General features: G+C 35.0%; 17 protein-coding genes and 1 pseudogene. 9 read left to right on the top strand and 9 right to left on the bottom strand.

Annotation, left to right across the window (positions count from 1 at the left end; genetic code table 11):
* Positions 1–4 precede the first annotated feature (4 nt).
* The gene (locus EG849_RS08280) at positions 5–637 is read left to right on the top strand and encodes a porin family protein (protein ID WP_125012615.1); all 633 of its coding nucleotides are present in this window, start codon (positions 5–7) and stop codon (positions 635–637) included.
* Between the two features lie 103 nt (positions 638–740).
* Here the strand turns inward: EG849_RS08280 and lpdA are convergent, their stop codons facing one another.
* Positions 741–2,129: a dihydrolipoyl dehydrogenase gene (gene lpdA, locus EG849_RS08275; protein ID WP_125012614.1), complete on the bottom strand. Its 1,389-nt coding sequence runs from the start codon at positions 2,127–2,129 to the stop codon at positions 741–743.
* 229 nt (positions 2,130–2,358) lie between these two features.
* On the opposite strand from lpdA, the gene EG849_RS08270 reads away from it, so the two are divergent.
* From EG849_RS08270 to EG849_RS08260, 3 genes are all read left to right on the top strand, one after another.
* Entirely contained in the window at positions 2,359–2,742 is a 384-nt protein-coding gene (locus EG849_RS08270) for a response regulator (protein WP_158611932.1), read from the top strand.
* Positions 2,743–3,195: 453 nt separating this feature from the next.
* A complete protein-coding gene (locus EG849_RS08265) occupies positions 3,196–4,752 on the top strand; it encodes a DUF6377 domain-containing protein (RefSeq protein WP_233581764.1) in 1,557 nt (518 codons plus the stop codon).
* 221 nt (positions 4,753–4,973) lie between these two features.
* Positions 4,974–7,187 carry a glycoside hydrolase family 3 C-terminal domain-containing protein gene (locus tag EG849_RS08260; protein WP_125012611.1) on the top strand — a complete coding sequence of 738 codons (2,214 nt, stop codon included), beginning with the start codon at positions 4,974–4,976 and terminating at the stop codon, positions 7,185–7,187.
* A 66-nt stretch (positions 7,188–7,253) separates the two neighbouring features.
* On the opposite strand, the gene trxA is transcribed toward EG849_RS08260, so the two are convergent.
* Positions 7,254–7,556 carry a thioredoxin gene (gene trxA / locus EG849_RS08255; RefSeq protein WP_125012610.1) on the bottom strand — a complete coding sequence of 101 codons (303 nt, stop codon included), beginning with the start codon at positions 7,554–7,556 and terminating at the stop codon, positions 7,254–7,256.
* A 23-nt stretch (positions 7,557–7,579) separates the two neighbouring features.
* A complete protein-coding gene (locus EG849_RS08250; RefSeq protein ID WP_125012609.1) occupies positions 7,580–8,629 on the bottom strand; it encodes a glycoside hydrolase family 130 protein in 1,050 nt (349 codons plus the stop codon).
* A gap of 174 nt (positions 8,630–8,803) precedes the next feature.
* On the opposite strand from EG849_RS08250, the gene EG849_RS08245 reads away from it, so the two are divergent.
* The gene (locus EG849_RS08245; RefSeq protein ID WP_125012608.1) at positions 8,804–9,625 is read left to right on the top strand and encodes a phospholipase A; all 822 of its coding nucleotides are present in this window, start codon (positions 8,804–8,806) and stop codon (positions 9,623–9,625) included.
* Between the two features lie 575 nt (positions 9,626–10,200).
* Here EG849_RS08245 and EG849_RS08240 read toward each other — a convergent pair.
* Positions 10,201–14,529: a T9SS type B sorting domain-containing protein gene (locus EG849_RS08240; protein ID WP_125012607.1), complete on the bottom strand. Its 4,329-nt coding sequence runs from the start codon at positions 14,527–14,529 to the stop codon at positions 10,201–10,203.
* Positions 14,530–14,817: 288 nt separating this feature from the next.
* Here EG849_RS08240 and EG849_RS08235 point away from each other — a divergent pair, with 288 nt between their 5' ends.
* From EG849_RS08235 to EG849_RS08225, 3 genes are all read left to right on the top strand, one after another.
* Complete coding sequence (locus EG849_RS08235) at positions 14,818–15,369, top strand: DUF4494 domain-containing protein (protein WP_125012606.1); 552 nt, start codon at positions 14,818–14,820, stop codon at positions 15,367–15,369.
* A gap of 210 nt (positions 15,370–15,579) precedes the next feature.
* A complete protein-coding gene (locus EG849_RS08230; RefSeq protein ID WP_125012605.1) occupies positions 15,580–16,593 on the top strand; it encodes an LLM class flavin-dependent oxidoreductase in 1,014 nt (337 codons plus the stop codon).
* Positions 16,594–16,681: 88 nt separating this feature from the next.
* The gene (locus EG849_RS08225) at positions 16,682–17,563 is read left to right on the top strand and encodes a DUF808 domain-containing protein (protein WP_125012604.1); all 882 of its coding nucleotides are present in this window, start codon (positions 16,682–16,684) and stop codon (positions 17,561–17,563) included.
* Positions 17,564–17,687: 124 nt separating this feature from the next.
* Here the strand turns inward: EG849_RS08225 and EG849_RS15600 are convergent, their stop codons facing one another.
* From EG849_RS15600 to EG849_RS08210, 4 genes are all read right to left on the bottom strand, one after another.
* Positions 17,688–17,861, bottom strand: coding sequence for a hypothetical protein (locus EG849_RS15600; RefSeq protein ID WP_158611931.1), 174 nt, complete (start codon positions 17,859–17,861; stop codon positions 17,688–17,690).
* Between the two features lie 338 nt (positions 17,862–18,199).
* On the bottom strand, positions 18,200–18,457 hold the full coding sequence (locus EG849_RS08220) for a hypothetical protein (RefSeq protein WP_125012603.1): 258 nt from the start codon (positions 18,455–18,457) through the stop codon (positions 18,200–18,202).
* Positions 18,458–18,514: 57 nt separating this feature from the next.
* The gene (locus EG849_RS08215; RefSeq protein ID WP_125012602.1) at positions 18,515–20,662 is read right to left on the bottom strand and encodes a glycoside hydrolase family 97 protein; all 2,148 of its coding nucleotides are present in this window, start codon (positions 20,660–20,662) and stop codon (positions 18,515–18,517) included.
* Between the two features lie 159 nt (positions 20,663–20,821).
* Complete coding sequence (locus EG849_RS08210) at positions 20,822–22,306, bottom strand: aminotransferase-like domain-containing protein (protein ID WP_125012601.1); 1,485 nt, start codon at positions 22,304–22,306, stop codon at positions 20,822–20,824.
* A gap of 64 nt (positions 22,307–22,370) precedes the next feature.
* Between EG849_RS08210 and EG849_RS08205 the strand changes: the two genes are divergently transcribed.
* On the top strand, positions 22,371–24,242 hold the full coding sequence (locus EG849_RS08205; RefSeq protein WP_125012600.1) for a TonB-dependent receptor plug domain-containing protein: 1,872 nt from the start codon (positions 22,371–22,373) through the stop codon (positions 24,240–24,242).
* 192 nt (positions 24,243–24,434) lie between these two features.
* On the opposite strand, the pseudogene EG849_RS15825 reads toward EG849_RS08205, so the two are convergent.
* Positions 24,435–25,874: pseudogene (locus tag EG849_RS15825) on the bottom strand (amidohydrolase).
* Between the last annotated feature and the right edge of the window lie 444 nt (positions 25,875–26,318).

The following is a 26,318-nucleotide window of genomic DNA, read 5'->3' as shown; positions in this document are numbered from 1 at the left end:
TAAAATGAAAAAAGTAGCAATTGTAGCAGTTTGTGTTCTCGGATTTATCTTTTCTGGGAAAGCTCAAGAAAAAGGAAAGATAGAATTTGGAGGCGGTACAGGTTTGAATTATTCGAATATCAGAGATAGCTATGGATCTTCAGATGGTAAAGTAAGTTTTAATGTATCGGCTTCTGCTGATTATTATTTTTCAGATCGATGGAGTGTTAGAGCAAAACTAATTTATGATAGAAAAGGATATGATAATGCTTTTTATGGAATTTATGACCAAGATACTGGTATAACCAACATTAAAACTACAAGTGTTGATTTAAATTATTTTACAATTCCAATAGAAACAGAATGGCATTTTGGGAGAAAAAGAAATTGGTATATGCATTTAGGGCCGTATGCTGGATTTTTAATAAATTCAAAAGCTAAAGATTTGGATATTGATACTACTGAGGATTTTAAAAATACTGATTTTGGAGTAGCTTTTGGAATTGGTGTAAAATTTCCTATCTCTGATAAGTTGAAGTTATATGTCGAATATGATGAGCAAATGGGTTTTAGTGAAATTTTTGAGAATAGCAATAATTCCAGTTTTTTTAATACGAGACTTTCCTTAAATGTTGGGGTAAATTTTCTTCTGAACTAAATAAAAAATTATAAATAAAAAAAATCCGTTTTGAATTTCAAAACGGATTTTTTTTATTTATAATCGATTGCAAATCTTAAATCTGCAATCTAAAAATCTTTAATTATAGGTGAATTACTTCATCATAAGCCGCTGCAGCCGCTTCCATAATTGCCTCACTCATTGTTGGGTGCGGGTGAATTGACTTGATGATTTCATGACCTGTAGTTTCTAGTTTACGAGCCACAACTGCTTCTGCAATCATATCTGTAACACCAGCACCGATCATGTGGCAACCTAGCCATTCGCCATATTTGGCATCGAAAATCACTTTTACAAATCCGTCTGGAGTTCCAGAAGCTTGCGCTTTACCAGAAGCAGAGAACGGGAATTTTCCGATTTTCAATTCATATCCTTTTTCTTTAGCTTGTTTTTCAGTCAAACCAACAGAAGCGATTTCTGGAGTCGCGTAAGTACAACCCGGAACGTTGCCATAATCAAGCGGTTCTACGTGATGTCCAGCCAATTTTTCAACGCAAAGAATTCCTTCAGCAGAAGCAACGTGCGCCAAAGCTTGACCTGGAACGATATCACCAATGGCAAAATAACCTGGGATATTGGTTTCGTAATATTTGTTTACCAAAACTTTATCTCTGTCAGTTGCGATTCCCACTTCTTCCAAACCAATATTTTCGATGTTAGATTTGATTCCAACAGCAGAAAGAATGATATCAGCTTCTAAAATTTCTTCTCCTTTTGCGGTTTTAACCGTAGCTTTTACTCCATTTCCAGAAGTGTCCACTTTTTCAACAGAAGCATTTGTCATGATAGTGATTCCTGCTTTTTTCATCGAACGTTCCATTTGTTTAGAGATATCTTCGTCTTCTACCGGAACGATGTTTGGCATAAACTCAACGATGGTAACTTTGGTTCCCATTGAATTATAAAAGTGCGCAAACTCAACACCAATGGCTCCAGAACCTACAACAATTATCGATTTTGGTTGTTCTGGAAGTGTCATTGCTTGACGGTAACCGATTACTTTTTTACCATCTTGAGGCAAGTTTGGCAATTCGCGAGAACGTGCTCCTGTTGCGATGATAATGTTATCAGCAGTATATTCAGTAACTTTTCCATCTTTATCTGTAACGTCCACTTTTTTTCCTGGTTTTACTTTTCCAAAACCATTGATAACGTCGATTTTATTTTTTTTCATTAAGAATTGAACACCTTTGCTCATTCCTTCTGCAACGCCTCTTGAACGAGAAACCACTGCATTGAAGTCTTTGTCAAATTTTTCGATGGTCAAGCCATAGTCAGAAGCGTGTTTTAAATAATCGAAAACCTGTGCCGATTTTAAAAGTGCTTTTGTTGGGATACAACCCCAGTTTAAGCAGATGCCGCCTAGGTTTTCTTTTTCAATTACGGCTACTTTAAAGCCTAATTGAGAAGCTCTAATTGCAGTTACATAACCTCCAGGACCGCTTCCTAAAACAATAATATCGTATTTCATTTGATTGTATTTTCTAGTTTATTTTGAAGGTACGAATTTAAGAATTTATTTAGGAGTTGCAAAGTTTCAGTGTACCAAAGTTTGTAGGTGAAATGAGCAGTTTTGAAAACCGATGAAAATCATTGTTTTTAGGGTTAAAATTAATCTTTAAAAAGCATTGAAATATTAAAATAAAGTGTTAATTTTATTTTCCCTAATATCTTTTTTTTAGATGCAAAACCATAAAAATATGCAGATTGCCCTTGTAGACGATGATTCAGACGAGGCAACAATTTTTCAAATTGCTTTAGAACTTATTGGAATTGATAGTAAATTCAATTATTATGAGAGAGCATTTGATTTTCTTTCGCATATTGAAAATCCCAAGAATAGTTTACCGGATATTGTCTTTGTAGATATGAAAATGCCTAAAATCAGCGGTCAAGAAATGATTGCAAAGATTAAGGAAAATACCCGATTTGATTCTATAAAAGCAATTATTTATACGGCACACATTAGCGAAGCTCAAAAACTTGCGATGGAAGCAATGGGACCTTATGAGTTTTTCATAAAACCAACGGAACTTGAAGATCTGATTGCAATGCTAAAAGGAATCATTTCAAACCACAAGTAAATAAACTCCTCTTCTTTATTTTCAAAATAAAGCAGCAAAACTAAAAGCTTTTGTCTATAAATTAAATGATCTTATTTTGAAAGTTATGCTGTTTGTAAGACCTACAAATGGTAGATTGCAATCCAATTTTCGGATAATTTTCCCGAATTTCGACGTACAAAAAATACCATGAAAAAGTTATTTACGTTCGTTTTCCTTTTGGTTGTTGCTGTAGAGTTTTCTCATTTTGTCAGCAAATTAATTCTAGTTTTAAAAAAAAAATAAAAAGAAATTTTCATTGAGAAACTTTCTTTTTTTATGCCCAATTTTAAAAATGTATTTCTGTTTGACTTTGTTATATTTGCTAAATAATAAGTCGCCAACGTGAAAAACTATCCCCTAATTTTTTTTATTTTTTTTATTTTCAATTTCGTTGCTGCTACTGAAAATAACAACCCAATCTTTAAGGAGTTGTTGAGTGCTATTAAAAATAAAAAAGAATATGAATTAGTCAAAGAGAAGAAAATTGGAGATTTAAAAAAATTACTTTCCGGAGAGCTATCGCTTACGCAAGAATATGAAATCAACTCAAAAATCTACAAAGAATACCGAAAATTTAAACTTGATTCGGCAGTTTATTTTATAAAAAAGAATCATAGAACGGCTCTTATTTTAAAAGACAATTATTTAGAAGATTTGGCAAAACTGCAACTTGCCAATTTATATTCATCATCAGGAAGATATCGTGAATCAGAAGAAACTTTGAAAGCGATTAATAGAAATAAACTTGCAAAAAACTTGTATTCTGATTATTATGAAGTGTATAGTCAGTTTTTTGAGCATTATGCCACAAATAATTTCAATCCAGAATATGCAAAATTCATAGGCATTTATCGTGATTCATTACTTTCAGTCTTGGATCAAAATTCTATAAAATTTAAAATTAGTCGTGCCCAAAAAGATATTGCCGAAAATAATAGTGATAAAGCGCAAAATAATCTTAGTACACTTTTAAAAAATTTGAAGAGCAAAGATCAAGATTATGCTATGGTTGCGTATTTGCTTGGCGATACTTACCAATTTCAAAAAGATACTGAAACCGCTAAAAAGTATTATTTAATTTCGGCAACCACAGATATAAAAAATGCCATAAAAGATAATGCTTCAGTACAAAATTTAGCGCTGATTTATTATGAGATGGGCGATGTGGATACTGCTTTTACCTTTACAAAATCTGCGATTGAAGATGCTATTTTTTGTAATGTAAAATTTAGAACGGTACAAATGTCTGAATTTTATTCTATCATAAACACGGCTTATCTAGAAAAAGAAGCCAAGCGAAAAAGCGAGTTGCAATTGTATTTGATTTTAATCAGCATACTTTCCCTTTTCTTGATTATTGCAGTTATTTATGTTTATAAACAAATGAAAAGAGTTTCTAAAATTAAAGAAGAACTTCACGAAACTGGACAAAAATTGGCCGCCTTAAACCAAGAAATTATTAAGGCAAATCAAGATTTGGAAGATCGAAATTTACAGCTTTCAGAATCCAATCACATCAAGGAAGAATACATCGCGCATTTTTTTGATCTTTGTTCTACTTACATCAATAAGTTAGAAAATTACAGAAAGACATTAAACAAAAAAGCATCTGAAAAAAAGCTTGAAGATTTGTTTAAAATGCTAAAATCAAATACAATTGTTGAAACAGAATTAGAAGAATTGTATTTGAATTTTGATACAATTTTCTTGAATTTATATCCCACATTTGTCAAAGATTTTAATTCATTATTGATAAATGACGAGCAGATTATTTTAAAACCGAATGAACTTTTAAATACGGAATTGCGAATTTTTGCATTAGTCAGACTTGGAATTAATGACAGCGTTAAGATTGCGGCATTCCTAAGATATTCTTTGAGTACGATATACAATTACCGAACAAAGGCTCGAAATAAAGCCGCCGTTTCAAGAGATGAATTTGAAATTCTAGTCTCTAAAATTGGTAATTTGCCTTTAAAAAATCAATAGTGTTGCTTTAAATTAACTACTTTTTTTGGTTAATTATTTTTTTTAAATGGTTGAATTTTAGGTTTTTATTGTTTTTTATAGCTACTTTTTTGTTTCCAACTATAAAACCTATACTATAACGTTATAGCTTTGGGAATTAATGTTTTAAAATAGTTTCCAAAAACAAAATAGTACACAAATATTTTTAATTCCATAATACAAATAAGTTAATACCAATTAAAATGTTGAAAAATAGAATTGCAACATTGCTCTTGATTTCGATTGTTTCTGTCACTTCCAATGCACAGACAAAGGCGATTTATCAAGACAATACAAAACCAGTTAAAGATCGAGTGGAAGATGCGCTTTCAAGAATGACTTTGGAAGAAAAAATCGCGATGATTCACGCACAATCAAAATTCAGTTCGCCGGGCGTTCCAAGATTAGGAATTCCAGAAAACTGGATGACTGACGGACCGCATGGAATTCGTCCGGAAACATTGTGGGACGAGTGGGATCAAGCCAATTGGACAAACGATTCGTGTATTGCTTTTCCGGCATTAACGGCTTTGGCAGCAACCTGGAACAAAGATATGAGTTTGCTTTACGGAAAATCTATCGGTGAAGAAGCGCGTTACCGAAATAAAAATGTGCTTTTAGGACCAGGTGTAAACATTTATAGATCGCCATTAAACGGAAGAAACTTTGAATACATGGGCGAAGATCCGTTTTTGACTTCAAAAATGGTTGTTCCTTATATTCAAGGGGTTCAATCCAATGGAGTTGCGGCTTGTGTGAAACATTTCGCCTTGAATAATCAAGAAACAAATCGCCACACCGTAAACGTGGTGGTTGATGATCGTGCGTTGTATGAAATATACCTTCCAGCGTTTAAAGCGGCGGTTCAGGAAGGCGATACTTGGACCATTATGGGTGCTTACAACAGATATAAAGACCAACAGGCTTGTCATAACCAATATCTTTTGAATGATATTTTAAAAGGAGAATGGGCTTTTGAAGGAACTGTAATTGCAGATTGGGGTGGCGTAAACAACACAAAAGAAGCGATTTTCAACGGAATGGATTTGGAATTCGGAACTTGGACCGATGGACTTTCTCAAGGAACAAAAAATGCGTATGACAGTTATTTTTTGGCGCAGCCTTACTTAAAAATGATTCAATCGGGAGAAGTTGGAACTAAAGAATTAGACGACAAAGTGCGTCGCGTTTTGCGTCTTTCTTTCTTGACAACAATGGCAAAAGACAGACCTTTAGGTTCATTTGGAACCGAAGAACACGCTTTGGCGGGAAGAAAAATTGCAGAAGAAGGAATCGTTTTATTGCAAAATAAAAATAACATTCTTCCTATAAATTTAAGCAAAACTAAAAAAGTGGCAGTTATCGGCGAAAACGCAATTAAGATGATGACTGTGGGGGGCGGAAGTTCTTCGTTAAAAGCAAAATATGAAATTTCTCCGCTTGACGGATTGAAAAACAGAATCGGTTCCGAGGCTGAAGTTATGTATGCTCGCGGTTACGTGGGTGACGCGAGTACCGATTACAACGGAGTAAATTCGGGTCAAAATTTAGCAGAAAAACGTTCGGCTCAAGAATTAAAAGACGAAGCTTTAAAAATAGCGAAAGAAGCTGATATCGTAATTTTTGTTGGAGGTTTAAACAAAAGTGATTTCCAAGATAGCGAAGGTCACGACAGAAAAAGTTTAGGTTTGCCTTATAACCAAGACCAATTGATCACTGATTTATTGAAAGTAAATAAAAATTTGGTTTTTGTAAATATTTCAGGAAATGCAGTGGCAATGCCGTGGGTAAATCAAGTTCCGGGAATTGTTCAAGGTTGGTTTTTAGGAACTGAAGGCGGAAATGCTTTGGCTTCTGTTTTGGTTGGCGACGTAAATCCTTCTGGAAAATTGACATTCACTTTCCCAGCAAGATTAGAGGATAACGGAGCACACGCTATTGGAGAATTTCCAGGAAGCAAAGATGTGAATTATACTGAAAGTATTTTTGTAGGTTACCGTTGGACTGAAATAAAAAAAATAAAGCCTTTATTTGCTTTCGGACATGGTTTGAGCTACACAACTTTCCAATATGGAAAAGTTACTGCTGACAAAACTAACATGGGACAATCTGATAAAATTTCCTTTTCGGTTAAAGTAAAAAATACTGGAAAACGTGATGGATTTGAAGTTGTTCAATTGTATATTAGTGATTTAAAATCATATTTGCCAAGACCGGTTAAAGAACTAAAAGAATTTGAAAAAGTATTTTTAAAAGCGGGTGAAGAGAAAACAGTGACTTTCACAGTTAACAAAACGGCCTTGAGTTTCTTTGATGATAAAAAACACGAATGGGTTGCCGAACCAGGTGATTTTGAGGCAATTGTTGGCGCTTCGTCTGCAGATATCAAGTCGAAAGTAAAATTTACTTTGAAATAATTTTTCAAAATATATCAAATAATAGAGTGACAAAGCCTAACAGATTATAGTTAGGCTTTGCTTTTATTAAGCACTTTGTTCCTGAATTATTTTCACAATATCATTTTTTGATAGCACGCCAGATTGTCTCCAGACTTGGTTTCCGTTTTTGAATAAAATCATCGTAGGAACGCCTCGAACATTATATTGTGAAGCCAAAATTTGGTTTTTATCAACATCGATTTTTATAATAGAAATTTGATCACCAAGTGTTTCTTTCACATCTTTTAAGATGGGGCCTAATGTTTGGCAAGGTCCGCACCAAGTCGCAAAAAAGTCAATTAAAACAGGAGTTTCTGAATTGATAATATTTTTAAAAGAGTCATTCATAATTTTATTTTTTGCTAAGTTATTTATAAATCGACAAGCATCGAAAGGATTTCTGAAATAGAAAAAACAGCACCACAAACAAATTCATCAGAAGCACCATAATAAATTGTCAATTTATCACCTTCAACGATATGGCCATTTGTGAAAACCACTTCTCCAAAAAATCCATTAAGTTCATATTCTTCCGTAGGAACCATAATTGGTAATTCAGTTCTGGACAAAACCTTCGCCGGATTTTCAAGATCCATCAAAAAAGCACCAAGACAATAGCGGTGCGATTCATTGGCGCCATGATAAATTTCAAGCCAACCTTTTTCCGTTTTTATAGGAGATGCTCCTGCACCAACGCGTTTGCTGTCCCAATAATTTTCTCTTGTCTTGACAATGCACTGATGATTTCCCCAATGTAAACCATCTGGCGATTCGGCAATCCAGATAAAATTCCCTCCAATTTCCACACTGCTTGGTCGATGTAACGCATAGAACTTATTGTTTATTTTTTCTTCAAAAATAGCACAGTCTTTATTGTGGGGCGGAATAATTATGCCTTTTTCTTCGAAAATTTTCCAATCTTTTGTGGTTCGAAGTCCAACGGCCACCCCATTACTAGAAACAGCCGTATAAGTCAGATAAAACGTGTCTTCAATTTTACTGATGCGACAATCTTCAATGCCAAATTGCTCTAAATAGGTATTACCAAATAACAAAATTGGATTTTTAGGTTCTTTAAAATGAATTCCGTCAGTACTGCAAACCGCTCTAAGATGCGAAAGCGTTGTCAGATAATCGGATCCTTTATAATTCACAACTCTTGGATCGGAAGCTTTAAGTTCGGGATCATCTAAATGGACTTCCATTATTTCAATTTTCCCATTTTTCAAAATCGGAATCGACACAAAGCCTTCTTTTTCTGGAATATTTTCAGCCACACGAAGCAAGAGCCAAATCTTTTCATCAAATTTAAAAGCACCCGGATTTAATAGACAAATCACTTCTAATCCAGCACCACTTGCCGCAATATCTCTAGGTACTAATATTGGATTTTCAGGAAATCGTCTGGCAATGTCTTTCATAATTTTGCTTTAATCAAATCGGATATTCAATTTACAAAAAAGATTTTTTAAACAAATTAAGATTTTCTTAAATGTAATTTCTTAAATCTGGAAAAAAAAAACAAAGAATATATTTAATGACTATAAAATAGCGTATCTTGGTTATAAATCTAATTTTCAACTCCAATCTTTAGAATGCACTTCAAATCCTTATTATTTTTTTTTATTTTAATGACAATTCAGTCAAACGCACAACTTTTTGATACCGGTACAAAATTTACAGCTTCAGATTCACTTTTGAAAGAAGCAAGTTTTTCAATGCACAAAGACAACTATTTTTTAACCGGAATTCCACTTAATGAGTCAACAACGCGTGAAAATGCAGATGTAAAATATCAGGTAAGTTTTAAGCAAAGATTAAGTCGTAAGCCAATTATTGGTGGTTTTTTTCCTTATTTAACCTACACCCAAAAAGCTTTTTGGGATATTTATGCCAGTTCAAAACCATTTGCCGAAATTAATTTTAATCCCGGTGTTGCTTTAGTCAGACCTTTTTATTTGAAAGGAAAAAGATTGACGTATGGTTCCGTTTCTTTAGAACACGAATCAAACGGAAGAGATTCGATTTATTCAAGAACTTGGAATATGTTGGCTTTTTCATTAAGATCACAAGTGTCTCCCAGATGGATCGTGGGACTGAGAGGCTGGCTGCCAATTGTGGATAAAGAAGATAATCCAAATTTGACAAAATATGTTGGATATGGCGAGGCAAGTGCATCTTATCAAATTTTACCTGGTCGTTTGAGCGCCGATGCTGTCTTTAGAAAAGGTACGGGTTTAATAAATCAAGGTTCGTTACAAACTCAAGTGAATTACAGACCTTATAAAAAAGAAAATTATTACATTACTTTGCAATGGTTTGTGGGATATACAGAAAGTTTAATCGACTATCAAGAACATAAAAGTATGTTGCGATTGGGTTTTGTTCTCAAACCCGAAAATATGAGCATTTTTTAGATTTAAAGTTATAACATAACATTTTCTTGGTTTCTAAGATAAAATTCATAACTATTAATAAACAGGTGATTATGATAAATAAGAAATGTTTTTTGTAGAAATAAAGTTAATTTAAAAATTGCCCTTGACTTATTATCAGCAGGACATTAATTACATTTTCCTTATTTTAAAGTAATGCAACCTTAGAATAAAATAATTTCATAAAATAATTTTAGCCTTTGATTTGGAAGAAACTCGTGCAAAAGGAGCGATCCCAATTTTATTCTCTTCAATTGCGCGAAGAAAGTCTAACGAGCAAGGTGTTTTTATTAGATTCTCATGGAAATTACACTTTGTAGCCCGTTTGGTGGGGCAATCCGTTTTTTGATATGAGCTTTTAGAAGTATAAAAGAAGGTTCGAGTAAATTGAACTTGCATTTTACTCCAAATGAAAATGCGTAGATCTCAAAAGGAATTGACGATAATACGCATTTATCAGTTTTAGGAGCAACAGAAATTTCTAATATTTTTGTAGCAGAATTAAAAAAACAAAAGCATCCTCTGGCAAAATATTTGAAAAACTAAATTCTTTAAAACTATCTTTTCATTGCAAAATGTGCCTTAAATTCTTTTTGGCTTCCGTCTCTGCTTTGATATAATAATTTAAACCAATAATCCGTTGATGGCAAGGCGTGACCGTTGTAAGTTCCGTCCCATCCGTTTGACGGAGAAGGTTTAAGTTGTTTAAGCAGTTTTCCGTATCTATCAAAAATATAGATTACCGCATTTGGCTGGTCTGAAAGGCCTTTGATATTCCAAGTATCGTGATAACCATCCCCATTTGGCGTGAAATAATAAGGATAATTTAAGGCATAAACAGTCAATGTCATTTCGCCACAACCACCAGCATCTCTCACCGTGATTTCATATTCACCTTCCCTAATATTTGTAAAAACATTACTTGTTTGCGGAATTCCGTTATCTAATTGATAAGTGTAATTTCCGGAACCACCAGTTACTGTTACCGTAATTGTTTGGTTTCTGTCAAAATCTCTCCCCACAGTTGCTTCTGCGATACCCATTGACGAAGTTCCAACCGTTGCAGTCGCACTTGCCTCACATCCTGTCAAAACATTTGTTGCAGTAACATTATAAACGCCAGGTTCTGTTGCCTGATGCGCGTTTGTAGTCGTTGAAAGAACGGTATTATTAAGTGTCCAAACAAAGCTGAAATTTGTATTTGAAAGGCCAGAATGTAAATTTACAGCTGAAATTACTAAACCAGTTTGATTATCTACACATAAGAAGGCATCATTCAAAACGGGGTTTGGTAACGCATTAACTCTAATTGTTTTTGTCACAGAACCACAAGCACTGTTATTTAGTGAATACTTAATAATGGCGTTCCCAGGACTAATTCCGGTAACATTTCCGTTGGTATCAATTGTTGCAACTGCGGTATTACTGCTGGTCCAAGCTCCGTTTGGAGTGGTGTTCGTAAGTTCAATTGAAGAATTTACACAAACAGAATTTGGTCCTTCAATAGTTGCAATGCTGACCGTATTGATAGTAACTGCTAAAGTAACTGAAGAAGCGCATTGCCCAACATTTGGAGTAAAAATATAATTTCCAGAAGTAGTATTGCTTATTGATGCTGGACTCCAAGTTCCACTCACTCCGTTTGGAGAATTCGTATTTAAAGTAGGTACGGTTTCTCCATTGCAAAAAGAAAGCGTTGTTGCAAAATCAGGAGTAACCGCATTTGTTATGGTAACACTTAATGTTACTGAAGAAGCGCATTGTCCCGCAGTTGGAGTAAATATATAAGTTCCCGAAGTTGTGTTGCTGACAACTGCAGAAGACCAAGTTCCAAAAATTCCGTTAGGCGAAGTTGTGTTTAAAGTTGGTACCGAACCTCCTGTACAAATTGTCAAAGGAGTTACATTAAAATCCGGAGTAACCGCATTTGTAATCGTAACACTTAATGTAACTGAAGTGGCACATTGTCCCGCAGTTGGAGTAAAAGTATAAGTTCCCGAAGTGGTATTGCTGACAACTGCCGGAGCCCAAGTTCCCGTAATTCCATTTGGTGAAGTTGTGTTTAAAGTCGGCACAACACCTCCCGTGCAAACCGTCAAAGGAGTTACATTAAAATCAGGAGTAACCGCATTTGTTATCGTAACACTTAACGTTACTGGAGTTGCACATTGTCCCGCATTTGGAGTAAAAGTATAATTTCCCGAAGCTGTATTGCTGACAACCGCTGGAGCCCAAGTTCCTGAGATTCCGTTCGGCGAAGTTGCGTTTAAAGTCGGCACAACACCTCCCGTACAAACCGTTACCGGAGTTACGTTAAAATCAGGAGTAAACGCATTTGTTATCGTAACACTTAACGTTACTGGAGTTGCACATTGTCCTGCATTGGGAGTAAAAGTATAAGTTCCAGAAGTCGTGTTGCTGACAACCGCCGGTGTCCAAGTTCCCGTAATTCCATTTGGTGAAGTTGTGTTTAAAGTCGGCACAACACCTCCCGTGCAAACCGTCAAAGGAGTTACATTAAAATTCGGAGTAGCAGCATTTGTAATTGTTACACTTAATGTTACCGAAGTGGCACATTGCCCTGCAGTCGGAGTAAAAGTATAATTTCCAGAAGCGGTATTGCTGACAACCGCTGGAGCCCAAGTTCCTGCAATTCCGTTTGGCGAAGTCGTGTTTAAAGTCGGTACTGAACCACCGTTACAAACTGTTAATGGAGTTACATTAAAATTCGGAGTAGTAGCATTTGTAATTGTTACACTTAATGTTACCGGAGTGGCACATTGTCCTGCATTCGGAGTAAAAGTATAAGTTCCAGAAGCAGAATTGCTGACAACCGCCGGTGCCCAAGTTCCTGAGATTCCGTTCGGTGAAGTTGTGTTTAAAGTCGGCACAACACCTCCCGCACAAACCGTTAATGGAGTCACATTAAAATTTGGAGTGATGTTATTCGTGATTGTTACGCTCAACGTTACCGGAGTAGCACATTGTCCTGCATTTGGAGTAAATGTATAATTTCCAGAAGCGGTGTTGCTGACAACTGCTGGAGCCCAAGTTCCTGAAATTCCATTTGGTGAAGTTGTGTTTAAAGTCGGTACTGAACCACCGTTACAAACCGTTACCGGAGTTATATTAAAATTCGGAGTAACCACATTTGTTATCGTAACACTTAACGTTACTGGAGTTGCACATTGTCCTGCATTGGGAGTAAAAGTATAATTACCAGAAGCAGAATTGCTGACAACTGCTGGAGCCCAAGTTCCTGAGATTCCGTTCGGCGAAGTTGTGTTTAAAGTTGGTACCGAACCTCCCATACAAACCGTCAAAGGAATTACATTGAAATCAGGAGTGATGCTATTCGTAATTGTTACGCTCAACGTTACCGAAGTGGCACATTGTCCCGCATTCGGAGTAAAAGTATAAGTTCCAGAAGCGGTGTTACTGATAACTGCCGGAGCCCAAGTTCCTGTAATTCCATTCGACGAAGTTGTGTTTAAAGTAGGCACAACACCTCCCGTGCAAACCGTTAATGGAGTTACATTGAAATCAGGAGTAACCGCATTTATTATGGTAACACTTAACGTTACCGAAGTAGCGCATTGTCCTGTATTTGGAGTAAAGGTATAAGTTCCCGAAGCGGTGTTGCTGACAACCGCTGGAGCCCAAGTTCCTGAGATTCCGTTCGGCGAAGTTGCGTTTAATGTCGGTACAGCGCTTCCTGTACAAAATGTTACTGGAGTTACATCGAAATCAGGAGTGATGCTATTCGTGATTGTTACGCTCAACGTTACCGGAGTAGCGCATTGCCCAACATTCGGAGTAAAAGTATAATTTCCAGAAGCGGTGTTGCTGATAACTGCCGGAGCCCAAGTTCCTGAGATTCCATTTGGTGAAGTTGTGTTTAAAGTTGGTACTGAACCTCCCGTGCAAATTGTCACAGGTGTTACATTAAAACTTGGTGTTGTTGCATTGTTAACAGTCACATTAATAATATCAGTAATTGTTGCGCCACAACTGTTTGTTGCAGTTAACGTGACTGGCACAACTGTTCCTGCGCTTGCAAGTGTAGGAGTAAAGGTTGTTGTAAGCGAAGTAGGATTTGAAAAAGTTCCACTTGGTGCAGACCAAACAACTGATTGTTGGCCTTGCGCAGTTCCTGTTAAATTCACAGGATTTCCAGCACAAGTGCTGATTGTAGAAGGACTTGCATCCACGGTAAAAAGTTGTACAGGAGCTACACATCCGTTATTGATATAAGAAGCAGTTCCGTTTGGGGTAAAGACTACCGTTGCTCCGTCTGCAGCAACATTTTGACCGTTTTGATCCGTTAATAAAGACCTATTATAAGTCACAGTATCGCTACAAGAACCAAAAGAAATGGAAAGGGTTCTTGAATTATTGCCACTGTTTCCATAATTTCCAAAATGACCACCTATTGAATTCGAATTTTGGAAAATAATATAAATAGTTTCTGTTAAGGCTCCAAAAGAGTTAAAAGTAGTATTGAAATTATAACTCGTTACTAAAATGACAGTAGCGTTTGCCGGAAGAATTCCACCTGTTGGTTGAAGAACCTGACCGCAACCGCCAGCAGCAATAATCGAAGCATTTAATGAAGCCACTTTTGAAGCGGTTGTAGCATTTTGAATAACGCCACCCCAATTTAAATTTTGAGTTGCCCAACTTACAGACATACTATTGGTATTGATTGGAGCATTTCCCACTTTAAAACGAACCATTTCGTTTTGTCCTTCAGTATCGGTGTTGGCATCACAAGCATCTACAAGAATACTTTCAATTTGGAAACACTGGGAAAAAGAATTTTGTGAGAAAAAAACAGAAAAAATAATTAATAAGATAGCCTTTCTTAAAGTACTTGTAAATGTCATTATGGTATTTTTAAAATCGGCGCAAGGTAGCCTTTTTTAGATGTAAAAAAAACATACGTGCTTTACCAAATTATTAACAAAGATACTTTTGTGGTAATTAATGTGCAATAAATTCACTCTTGAAGGTCAAAAAAAATAAGGGATCTCCAATATTAGTTTGATTTGCTAATTTGTTGAAAAGTGATTTTTTGGATAAAACTTCAAAACAAAATTGTCAATATCTATTTTGAAAATTAACCCAATTGTTTTTTGATAAAATCTATCTTTGGCATCCTAAAAATAAAATATATGAGCGCAATTTGGTACGAATGCAAAGTTAAATATAGAAAGTTACAAGAAACAGGTGAGCAAAAACTGGTTACAGAACCTTATTTGGTTGATGCCATATCTTATACAGAAGCTGAAAAAAGAATTAATGAAGAAATGGGCGCTTATGTAAGTGAAGAATTTAAGATCACAAATATTAAGGTGTGTAATTATGCCGAAATTCATCCTTTTGAAAATGCAGATCGTTGGTTCAGGTCAAAAGTTTCCTTGGTTTCCTTTGATGAAGAAAGCGGTAAAGAAAGAAAAGCAAACATGTATTTGTTGATTCAAGCAAACGATGTGAAAGAAGCGTATGACAATACGGTTAACGTCATGAAAGACACGATGGGAGATTATACAATTCCTGCCATTTCTGAGTCTTTAATTATGGATGTTTTTCCTTATTTTAGTGGAGAAGAAAGTGATCTGGAAGCTTTAGAAAAATTCAATACGTTAAAAGCATCTAAGCCAGTGTATGAAGAAGTTGAAGATTCGGGAGAGTTTTTAGAAATTTCTGAAGAAGCAACAGCGTAAGTTTTTTAGAGTGTCAATAATTTAAAGAGAGTTTTTTGAGCTCTCTTTTTTGTTACTGACAATGTTGCGCATAAACTGTATTTTTATTGTTTTTGGCATACTTTTTTCAGTTAGGGAATTAGTTTTGAGGATAACTATTTTTTGAAACTTTTAATTAGGCAGTTGAAGTATTCCTGTCTTAATTAAATCCAATAATTTAAAGAGATTTATATGAACATTAAAAAAAACATAGCTTATTCGGTACTTGAATTGGCATTTGTTTCTGAAGGAAGTAAAATTGCTGATACCTTTAAAAACAGTCTTGATCTGGCTCAAAAAGCTGAAGATTTAGGATATACAAGATTTTGGTTGGCTGAACATCACAACACAATAAGTATTGCGAGTTCAGCAACATCACTTTTGATAGGTAATATTGCGGAAGGAACTAAAAAAATTAAAGTGGGTTCTGGTGGAATCATGTTACCCAATCACTCGCCCTTGATCGTTGCCGAACAATTTGGTACCTTAGGAACACTTTATCCCGATAGAATTGATTTGGGTTTAGGAAGAGCGCCCGGAACCGATCAAATTACGGCACACGCCATTCGATCTGACAGAATGAATGCCGTTCAAAATTTTCAAGGAGAGATTGAAGCCATTCAAAATTATTTTTCAGAAGAAAATTCTAGCGCACAAGTTCGTGCCACGGTGGCGGAAGGAGTGAAGGTACCGATTTATATCTTAGGTTCAAGTACAGACAGCGCACATTTGGCAGCAAAATTAGGATTGCCTTATGCTTTTGCAAGCCATTTTGCAACATCACAATTGTTTGATGCGCTTGAAATTTACCGAAGAGAATTTAAACCGTCACAATATTTAGACAAACCTTATACAATTGCGGGAGTAAATATTATTGCAGCGCCAACAGATGCGGAAGCGGAAGAAAACTTTACATCGTTAATTCGCATGTTTTTGGGGGTACTTACGGGCAAAAAAGAATTATTACAGCCGCCTTCTGAAATGACAGATGATTTGATGATGTTACAGCACAATCCTTCCGTTCGCGATATGTTGCGTTATTCTTTCGTAGGAAGAAAAGATGCGGTAAAAAAACAAATCGAACGCTTTGTAGAGCAAACGGATATTGATGAAATCATTGTGGTGTCTAATTTTCACGGACACAATGATCGTTTAAAATCCTATGAAATTGTTGCTGAAGTGATGAATGAAATTAATTCTAAATAACCGTTGTTTCTGTACTTAATTGATTCAGTGAAATAGCTATTCTTTAAAATTATTTTCTACTTTTACTTCCTACATAATTAAATAAAATATGGCTTCAGGATTTTTCGCTATTTTAGATGATATCGCTGCACTAATGGATGATGTGGCAGCATTAAGTAAAGTAGCAACCCGAAAAACAGCAGGAATTTTAGGTGATGATTTAGCTGTAAATGCTGAAAAAGCCACAGGGTTTTTGTCTTCAAGAGAATTGCCGGTACTTTGGGCAATTACCAAAGGTTCTTTTATTAACAAACTGATTATATTGCCAGCTGTATTTTTGCTGAATTGGCTTTACACGCCCGCAATAACCTTTGTTCTAATTTTAGGGGGTTTTTATCTGGCTTTTGAAGGTGTTGAAAAAATCATTGAATTTATCTTTCATCATCAAAAAAAAGGTCACGAAGTGATAGCAGAAGCAGAAAAAGCTGAAAATGCAGCCGATGCCGAAAAGTCTAAAATAAAATCAGCCGTTACAACAGATTTTATTTTATCTGTGGAAATTGTTATCATCGCATTAGGTACTGTTCTTGAAGGAAATTACCCACTACTTACTCAAATCATTAGTGTGAGTGTTGTTGCAATGATAGCCACAGTAGGTGTATATGGAATCGTTGCTCTTATTGTCAGAATGGATGATGCCGGATATAACTTGATCAAAAAATCTGACGGAAAAGGTTTTTTGTCCGCTTTAGGAAATGGTTTAGTTAATGCATTGCCAGTAATCATTAAGCTATTATCGGTTGTGGGAACTTTAGCTTTACTTCTTGTTTCAGGAGGTATCTTTAGTCATAATATTGATTTTCTTCATCATTTGTTACCAAATATTCCTGCTACTTTAAAAGAATTTGGAATCGGATTAATCGCTGGTTTACTTGCTGTAGCAGTATTTACTATTGTTAAAAAAAGTACAGGCGCCTTAAAAACGAATTAAGTTTTAATTTTAAATAAATATAAAAACATAAAAAGAAAGCCCAAGAATACATCTATTCTTGGGCTTTCCTGATTATAAGAATTGTAGTTTTTTCGTTAATAAAAAATCAATTCAAATTCTGAAATTAACCAGCAATTAATTGAATAACTTCTTCAATTGAATGTTTGACTGTGAATGTTTCTGATACCGTAAAAATAGCCGTTACATCTTCTGTTGCTTGTGATAATCCAACAATATGATTCTTGTTTAGAAAGATTTTTTGGTCTCGATTTCCACTTAATTGTACGTAATTTTCCATTTAATTTTGATCTTTAAAATTTTGAATTGAGCTTAAAATTAAATTTTTTGGGACATTTATACAATAAAATTGGGAACACTTTAGAATTTACGACACTAAAAAAGATGCTGTAATAAAGGAACTTTTATAGCAATTAATCAGATTTTTGATCGATGTAGTCTTGAAGTAAATCTAACTTTGAACTTATTTTTTCTTCAAGCGTTGTTTCGATTTTTAATGACTAGTGCTGTAATTATAAGTAATTCAGCGACTTCAGATGTATTGGAATTCAGTTTTTGAAGTAATACTATTCTCAAGTTAGAATCTGTAATTCCTGGAAAATTTTTTCTGAAGCAAATTTAAAAAATCGGAATATTTTTTTTGAAATTCTTTTTGAAAGCAATCCAATTACTTCCTGTTATAAGATGTGATTCAAGCAGACTGTTTAACTTTCCGCTTTTCTTTTCGAGATAATGCGATGAGGTTTTTTTTATATCCTTAATCTCAATTTTTAAGCACTTGATTTTCTGGTTTTTATCTTTTAAATAATCAGCTTGAGTACTAAGATTATTTTGAGTTTCGGTTAATTTTTGCTCCGTTTTTATAAAAAAAGACAAGACTTCAATTTTAATAATTGGGTCTTGTCTTTTTTAGTAAATAAGAAAATCTAAAACTTATAACTTTTTTAATCCTTTTAATTCGGAATCAGTTGCTTCCTTAATGCTGATTGCATAACCTCCGCCTGGCGCAATGTATTGTTTCAATTTGCTTTTTGAAGTAACTACTACATTATAAATTTCATAATTTTGAGGTTTTTCATTCCAGTTCGCATCTTTTGCATCGGCATAAATGGTTGCGATGTATTTTTTACCTTTTGGTAAATAATCAAAATTGATGCTTGATGTTCTTGAATTTTCATCCGTAATTCCGCCAACAAACCATTCGTTTTTTCCTTTTGCTTTACGAGCAATCGTAATGTAATCTCCTGGTTCTGCTTCCAAATTATAAGAGTGATCCCAATCTAAGGCAACGTCTTTGATGAATTGAAAAGCATCTGGAAAACGCTCATAATTTTCGGGTAAATCAGCTGCCATTTGCAACGGACTGTACATTGTTACATAATACGCTAATTGTTTAGCCAAAGTCGTATTCACGCGTTGGTTTCCACCAGTTTTGTAATAGCTCAAATCCGTTTGAAAAATACCTGGCGTGTAATCCATCGGGCCACCCATTAATCGTGTAAAAGGCAAAATTGTCGTATGCTCTGGAGCCAAACCGCCCATTGCTTCAAATTCTGTTCCACGAGCCGATTCTTGTGCAAACCAGTTGGGGAAGGTTCTGTGCAAACCAGTCGGGCGAACCGCTTCGTGGCTGTTTACCATAATTTGGTAATCTGCCGCTCTTTCTGCCACGTGAATGTAATGGTTCACCATCGATTGACCGTCATGGTGTTCGCCACGAGGAATAATTGTCCCCACATAACCTGTTTTTACAGAGCTGTAATTGTTATCTTTCATATACTGAAACGCTCTGTCTAATCTTCTTTCGTAGTTAGTTACAGAAGCAGAAGTTTCATGATGCATAATGATTTTTACGCCTTTTGATTTGGCGTATTCTCTTAATTTTACGACATCAAAATCGGGATAAGGCGTTACAAAATCAAAAACTTCTTCTTTCCAATTTCCAATCCAATCTTCCCAACCCACGTTCCAACCTTCAACCAAAACGCCATCAAAACCATTTGCCGCAGCAAAATCGATGTAACGCATCACTCTTTCATTGGTCGCTCCGTGTTTTCCGTTTGGCGTCAATTTGCTGAAATCATCACTTAATTTTACGTTATTTTCAGTTCCGTAAGCCCAAGTACTTTTTCCGGCTACGAAATATTCCCACCAAACTCCGATGTATTTTACGGGTTTAATCCACGAAACATCTTTGTATTTTGTGGGTTCGTTTAAGTTCAAAATCAATTTCGAAGCTAAAATTTCTGTGGCTTTATCACTAACTACAATGGTTCTCCACGGCGTTTGTGCCTCCGTTTGCATATACCCTTTATTGCCAACAGCGTCTGGTGTTAAATGTGAACTGAAGGTCATTGTTGCCGTATCTACGTTCAAAAACATGGCGGGATAATTTATCAAAGCCGCTTCGTGGATATTTATATACAATCCGTCAGCAGATTTCATCATCGACGGCGTTTGGACCGAAGGATTTTTGATGGGCTGTTGCGCATTAATTTCTATCGTAGCTTTTTTCTGCAATCCGGGAATTTCAGAGATTTTCGAAGTCATGTACGCATATTCATTGGTATCGTAATCTCCTGGAATCCAGAAAATTTTGTGGTCACCCGCCAATTTGAATTCCGTATGTTCTTCTTTGATTATAAAATAACTCAAATCTTTTTGCTTCGGAAATTCATATCTAAAACCCAATCCGTCGTTAAACAATCTGAATTTTAAATTGATATATCTTCCGTTATTTTTTTCTTGAGATAAAGTAACCACCAATTCGGTATATTTATTTCTGATGGTTCTTTCTTCTCCCATAATAGGATTCCAGCTATCATCGACAGTAGATTGTGCCGTGTTTTTTACTGTAAATCCATCCATAAAAGAAGGCGCATCTTTGATTTCAATACCTAATTTACTGGGTTTGATTACGGGTTTTCCTTTATATGACAATTCATACGAAGGAACGCCATTCTTTAATTCAAATTTTAAAGAAAGGTTTTTATCAGGCGAAGAAATAGTTTGTCCTTTGACCAAAAATGGCGCCACAAGCAGAACAAGCAAAAGGGCTAATTTTTTTGAGGTAAAATTCATTATATAATTTAATAATTAAATCCTAAAAATAGTTTCAGATGTATATTTTTAAGGATGAAAAATGGTGTTTAGCAAAAGTATATAAAAAACTTGATTTTTCTCAATCAGAAATTTTTGTAATAACTGAAACCATGACTTGAGAATGTAATTACTTAAAATTTATTCCAGAATAGTCTCAATTGATTTGCTTAAAATTGAAACAACGTTTTCCATTTCCGTTTTGTTTAAATGTCCAAAGCCAAGGCGTGTAGCTGTCATATTTTTTGTTTGATAAAGTGTTGTTTTTGGTAAAAAAAGTCCGTTTTTGGCACATTCTCGCTGCAGTTTAATCAAATTGAAGCTGTCAAGCCATTCAATCCAGAAAGCCAATCCTCTGGGTGGAATCTTAAATTTTACTCGAGAATTTAATTTTTCTTTTAGTAAATATGCAAAATAATCTCTTCGTTCTTTATAGATTTTTTTATTCTTTTTTGAAAGTCGATGCACTTCACCCTCTTGAATCCATTCTGCCAAAACTTGCTCTTTTATGGCATCAACTCCAGGTTCGAGAATATTTTGATGTTTTTCAAGTTCTTTAATAAAATTTGAGGGTGCCGCAATAAAACCATATCCAAATCCTGAAGGAAGCGACTTTCCAAACGATCCGATGTAAACCACTTTTCCGTGAGAATCTAATGCTGCCAATGGCAAAATGGGGTTGTTATCGTAATGAAAATCAAAGTCGTAATCATCTTCTAAAATAACAAAATTATATTGATTGGCTAATTCCAGAACCTCCATTCGTCTTTTTGCACTTAAAGAAATTGTGGTGGGATAATGAAATGTGGAAGTGAGATATAGCATTCTGATAGTGTTCTCTTGGCAAATCTTTTTAAGTTGTTTGGTGTCAATTCCGTCCTTATCTACTGGAATAGAAATTATTTGAGCGCCACTATTGGATAATGTCATATTTGACATATAATATCCCGGAGTGGCAACTACCACTTTATCGCCTCGTGAAATGAGCAGTTTTGTAGCCCAATAAAGGCTTGTTTTGTGACTGTTGGTTGTAAGTAGGTTAGAGGTGGCTATTCGAATTCCTCGGGTCAGATTTAAAAAATTAGCAAAGTGTGTTTTGAAATTAAAATGCGACTGTGACTGTATTTGCTCCCAAGTTTTGGAACTATTTTGGCGTTTTAATTTTGAAACATAAAGTCGTGCTAAAACATCAGTTTGAATGAGTCGTACATCAGGTTGGCCGTCATTAAATTGAAAGGGCAAAGTGCTGATTTCATTGGGGTTTTCTAAGATAGTAGATGTTTTAAAAGAAAAATCATTTTTAGTTTTTATGATGTTCGTATTTTCAGTTGGCACATTTTGAGTTTTGCTTTTTCTTTGTTCCGATAAAATAAAAGTTCCTTTATTCGGTAAAATTTCGATCCAACCTTGCAATTCTAAATCGTGAAAAGCTTTTATCAATGTATTTCTATTTACAGAAAGTAATTTGCACAAAATTCGGGTACCCGGAAGCTTTGTGCCCTCTGGAAGTTGACCGATTTGAATGGCTTTAATAAATTCAAAAACAATTTGAAGATACAACGCTGTGGCTTCTTCAGGTTTAATCGTGATGAAACTTTTGAAAGGAATTTGAACCGGACTACCCATTATTATAAAACTGGTATATTTTAGTAGTACGGCAAGATACTAAATTTGGCAAAAAATTAAACCAATGAAAATTATTTATTATACTATTTTAACATTTCTATTAAATTGGGGAGTTACTTTTTCTCAGACAAAAAAGGATAGCGTTGTGGGAATGAATGAAGTGATTATTAATGAAAACCAATTTAGTACGGCCATTTCAAAACAGAACAGAAATGTATATGTGATCGATTACGAAATGATTAAAAAGTTACCTGCAAGAACTGTTCAAGAAGTTTTGCAATATGCTAATGGAGTCGATTTGAGACAGCGTGGACCGTTTGGAAGTCAGGCAGATATCAGTATCGACGGAGGAAGTTTTGAGCAAACGGTCGTTTTGTTAAACGGAATAAAAGTCATTGATTCGCAGACCGCTCATAATATGCTAAATTTACCAATTCCGGTAGAAATGATTGAACGAATTGAGATTATTCGTGGTGCAGCAGCTAGAGTTTATGGCATAAATAGTTTGACTGGCGCCATCAATATTGTCACCAAAAAGCTTACTGATTCTGGGTTTTTGATAAATACGTATGCAGGTTCTAATTTCGAAAAAGATGCAGAAAATACGGGAGATACATTTTATGGAAGAGGAATTCAATTGGGAGGTGTTTTAAGTAAAGAAAAACACCAACACGCTTTGTTTGTTTCGCACGACAAAAGTAATGGATATCGTTACAACACTGGTTTTGAAAACAACAAGATATTTTATCAAGCAAATGCGCAAATTAATAGTTCAAATGAATTTTCAGGTTCTTTTGGATATATAAAGAATGGATTTGGCGCCAACGGATTTTATGCAGCGCCCGGTGATCGAAATTCTAGTGAAATCGTGCAAACCACGTTTGCGTCTTTGCAATCAAAACATCAATTGTCTGAAAAATGGACGCTGATGCCAAGGGTTAGCTACAGATATAATTATGACGATTACCGTTATTTTGGGATTTCTAATTTGAATGGAGCAAGAAGCCAACATTACACAAATTCATTTGCAGCAGAATTAAATTCCACTTACAAAATGAACAGTGGAGAGTTAGGTTTTGGAGCTGAATTCAGAAATGAAGATATTAATTCAAGCAATATTGGAGAACACGATCGTAAGAATTTAGGAATTTATGTGCAATACAGAACCAATTTTATAGAGAAGTTAAGTGTAAATATCGGAAGTTATCTTAACTATAATTCCGATTATAAATGGCAAATTTATCCTGGTTTTGATGCCAGTTATGAAATAACAGAAGCTTTAAAAGTGGTTGGAAATATCGGTACAAGTCAGCGAATTCCGTCGTTTACCGATTTGTATTTAGATCAGCGTCCAGGTAATATTGGAAATTCTGAGCTGGATTCAGAAAATGCTTTTCAAGCTGAAATCGGGATAAAATTTTCAAAAAAAGCGTTTACTTTCAATGCCAATTATTTTCATAGAAGAATCAACAATTTTATTGACTGGATCAGAGAAGTAAACACAGAACCTTGGCAAAGTAATAATTATGGAACTTTGGTTACAAACGGTATTAATTTGCGTTCAAATTTTGCAGCTGATTTAAACCAAAACTCCAAATTAAATGTCAATCTGTCGTATTCTTTTTTAAATTCTGATTTTAAAGATATTCAGTCGGAAATTAATTCTAAATACCTGATTTCTTCTTTAAAACATCAGATAACTAATACGATAGATTATCAATACAAGGACTTTTCAGTTTTGATTGCAACGCGATTTAATGAAAGAGCATCGGGGTCTTCATATTTCATTAATGATGTAAGAATTAGCCAATCCATCAGTAATATCACAGTATATTTTGATGCTCAGAATATTTTTAATACCACTTATTTTGAAGCAGGAGCAATACCGCTTCCGTCAAGATGGTGTAGTTTAGGAGTAAAATTTGTTAGTTTTTAAGTTAAGAATAAAAAGAAATATTTCTAACTTTAGTTGGATGCTTTTTCAAAAGTAATTTAGTTGTTAAAAAAAAATAGCCTCGCAAAACCGAGGCTATTTTTGGATACTATAATTAGTATAGATTCAATTTTTTTCCATTGTTTGATTGGTCGTTACAACTGAATCCTAATCTAATAAAATTATTCTTTTATCTTAACGTGAATATACTTCTTTACCGCCTACAAATGTTTTCATTACTTGTACTTGATTGATTTTTTTAGGATCGATTTTAATTAAATCGTCGCTTAAAATAACAAAATCAGCAAGCATTCCTTTTTTCAAAGTTCCTTTGATAGATTCGTCAAAAGATGCATAAGCAGCATTTCTTGTATAACCGATTAAAGCTTGTTCAACTGTTATTTTTTGTTCTGGAACCCATCCGTTCGGATTTTTCCCATCTAAAGTTTCGCGATTTACAGCTGCATGAATTCCTAACATAACAGAAGGTGGCGCTACAAACCAATCACTTCCAAAAGCAACTTTAGCATGTGCATCAAATAAAGATTTAATTGCGTAAGTCATTTTAGTACGTTCTGGTCCTATTAAAGCTTCTGCCCAACGGCCATCATCTGCTGCATGATACGGCTGCATACTTGCAACGACACCCAATTCAGCGAAACGTTTTACATCTTTAGGATCGATGTGTTGTACGTGCTCCATTCGGAATCTGCGGTCTTTTTTACCATTTTCTTTTTCTACACGTTCAAAAATATTTAGTAATTTTTCAATAGCAGCATCACCAATTGCGTGTACTGTAACTTGCAAATCTTTTTTATCGGCACCCGAGATCCAATTATACAAATCTTCATCGGTATTGATAAACATTCACTTATTACCTGGTGCATCAGAATAATCATATTTAAAAGCTGCAGTACGAGAACCTAAAGAACCATCTACAAAGCCTTTAACCAAACCAAATTTTACCCATTTGTCATTTTTGTAATCGGCTTTGTTAACTTTTGCGAAATCACCTAAAGCGGCTCCTTCATAAATACGAATGTTCAATTCGTTGGCTGTTCTTAATTGATCTGCGGTTTCATAACTTTGAAAACTAGGATTTAATCCTTCCATATCTGTTACAGACGTTACGCCATTTTCTAATAAATGCTGTGAAGCTGCCTTCAAAATTTCATGCTTACGTTTTTCTGACCAAGCCCGAATAATATCCAAAAGTAAATTCATGGCATTGTCTTTTAATAAACCCGTAGGTTCACCGTTTGCGTCACGAATAATTTCACCTCCTGCAATATCTGCGGTGTTTTTATCAACTCCTGCAATTTTTAAAGCTGCAGAATTGGCTAACAACATGTGTCCATCCATTCGCATAACTACAACAGGTTTGTTTGGTGTTACCCCATCGATCCAATCTTTACGAGGCATTTCACCGCCCCATTGCGTTTGGTCCCAGCTTCCACCTGTAATCCAAGTTTCAGCATCGATTGTTTTAGAAAAATCTGCGATACGTTGGGTAAATTCTTCAGGAGATTTTGCATCACGTAATTGCACATTCAATAGCATTTCTCCACTTCGCATTAAATGCATATGCGCATCAATAAAACCAGGAGTAATAAATTTTCCTTCGGCATCAATCATTTTGGTATTCGAGCCTTTGTATTGTTGCATTGCTTCATCTGTACCAATATCTAAGATCTCGTCGCCTTTAATAGCAAATGCTTGCGCGGTTTTCTGATTTTCATCTCCTGTCCAAACATTGGCATTAAAAACAATCGTATCTGCCGAATTTGTGTTTTTTGAACAAGAACTAAATAAAGTTAGTAGCATTCGAAAATTATTTAAATAAAATAACAAAATTGGTTGTAATCGCCTTTTAATAGGCTACTCAAAAAAGGCTTAAAAACAATGTAGAAGCAAAGTTCACGGCAGCTCGGTGGATATGCTGTTTTTTATGATACAAAAAAACTCAACAACGACTCGAACTTCGAAATGAAATCAAGGCGCAACAACCGAAATTGTCTCACTATGTCTTAAAAATAAGTATAACATTTTAACTACGCAGCTGTTCAGAATACTTGCAAA

Source organism: Flavobacterium macacae (genome assembly GCF_003865365.1).
Lineage (GTDB): Bacteria > Bacteroidota > Bacteroidia > Flavobacteriales > Flavobacteriaceae > Flavobacterium > Flavobacterium macacae.
The sequence above is the reverse complement of the archived record's forward strand: the minus strand, read 5'-3'. Positions and strand labels throughout refer to the sequence as shown.

Bases quoted from the DNA above. Each gene is read 5' to 3' on its own strand.
- EG849_RS08280 (WP_125012615.1), top strand. From the start codon at position 5: ATGAAAAAAGTAGCAATTGTAGCAGTTTGTGTTCTCGGATTTATCTTT.
- lpdA (WP_125012614.1), bottom strand. From the start codon at position 2,129: ATGAAATACGATATTATTGTTTTAGGAAGCGGTCCTGGAGGTTATGTA.
- EG849_RS08270 (WP_158611932.1), top strand. From the start codon at position 2,359: ATGCAGATTGCCCTTGTAGACGATGATTCAGACGAGGCAACAATTTTT.
- EG849_RS08260 (WP_125012611.1), top strand. From the start codon at position 4,974: ATGTTGAAAAATAGAATTGCAACATTGCTCTTGATTTCGATTGTTTCT.
- trxA (WP_125012610.1), bottom strand. From the start codon at position 7,556: ATGAATGACTCTTTTAAAAATATTATCAATTCAGAAACTCCTGTTTTA.
- EG849_RS08250 (WP_125012609.1), bottom strand. From the start codon at position 8,629: ATGAAAGACATTGCCAGACGATTTCCTGAAAATCCAATATTAGTACCT.
- EG849_RS08245 (WP_125012608.1), top strand. From the start codon at position 8,804: ATGCACTTCAAATCCTTATTATTTTTTTTTATTTTAATGACAATTCAG.
- EG849_RS08240 (WP_125012607.1), bottom strand. From the start codon at position 14,529: ATGACATTTACAAGTACTTTAAGAAAGGCTATCTTATTAATTATTTTT.
- EG849_RS08235 (WP_125012606.1), top strand. From the start codon at position 14,818: ATGAGCGCAATTTGGTACGAATGCAAAGTTAAATATAGAAAGTTACAA.
- EG849_RS08230 (WP_125012605.1), top strand. From the start codon at position 15,580: ATGAACATTAAAAAAAACATAGCTTATTCGGTACTTGAATTGGCATTT.
- EG849_RS08225 (WP_125012604.1), top strand. From the start codon at position 16,682: ATGGCTTCAGGATTTTTCGCTATTTTAGATGATATCGCTGCACTAATG.
- EG849_RS15600 (WP_158611931.1), bottom strand. From the start codon at position 17,861: ATGGAAAATTACGTACAATTAAGTGGAAATCGAGACCAAAAAATCTTT.
- EG849_RS08215 (WP_125012602.1), bottom strand. From the start codon at position 20,662: ATGAATTTTACCTCAAAAAAATTAGCCCTTTTGCTTGTTCTGCTTGTG.
- EG849_RS08210 (WP_125012601.1), bottom strand. From the start codon at position 22,306: ATGGGTAGTCCGGTTCAAATTCCTTTCAAAAGTTTCATCACGATTAAA.
- EG849_RS08205 (WP_125012600.1), top strand. From the start codon at position 22,371: ATGAAAATTATTTATTATACTATTTTAACATTTCTATTAAATTGGGGA.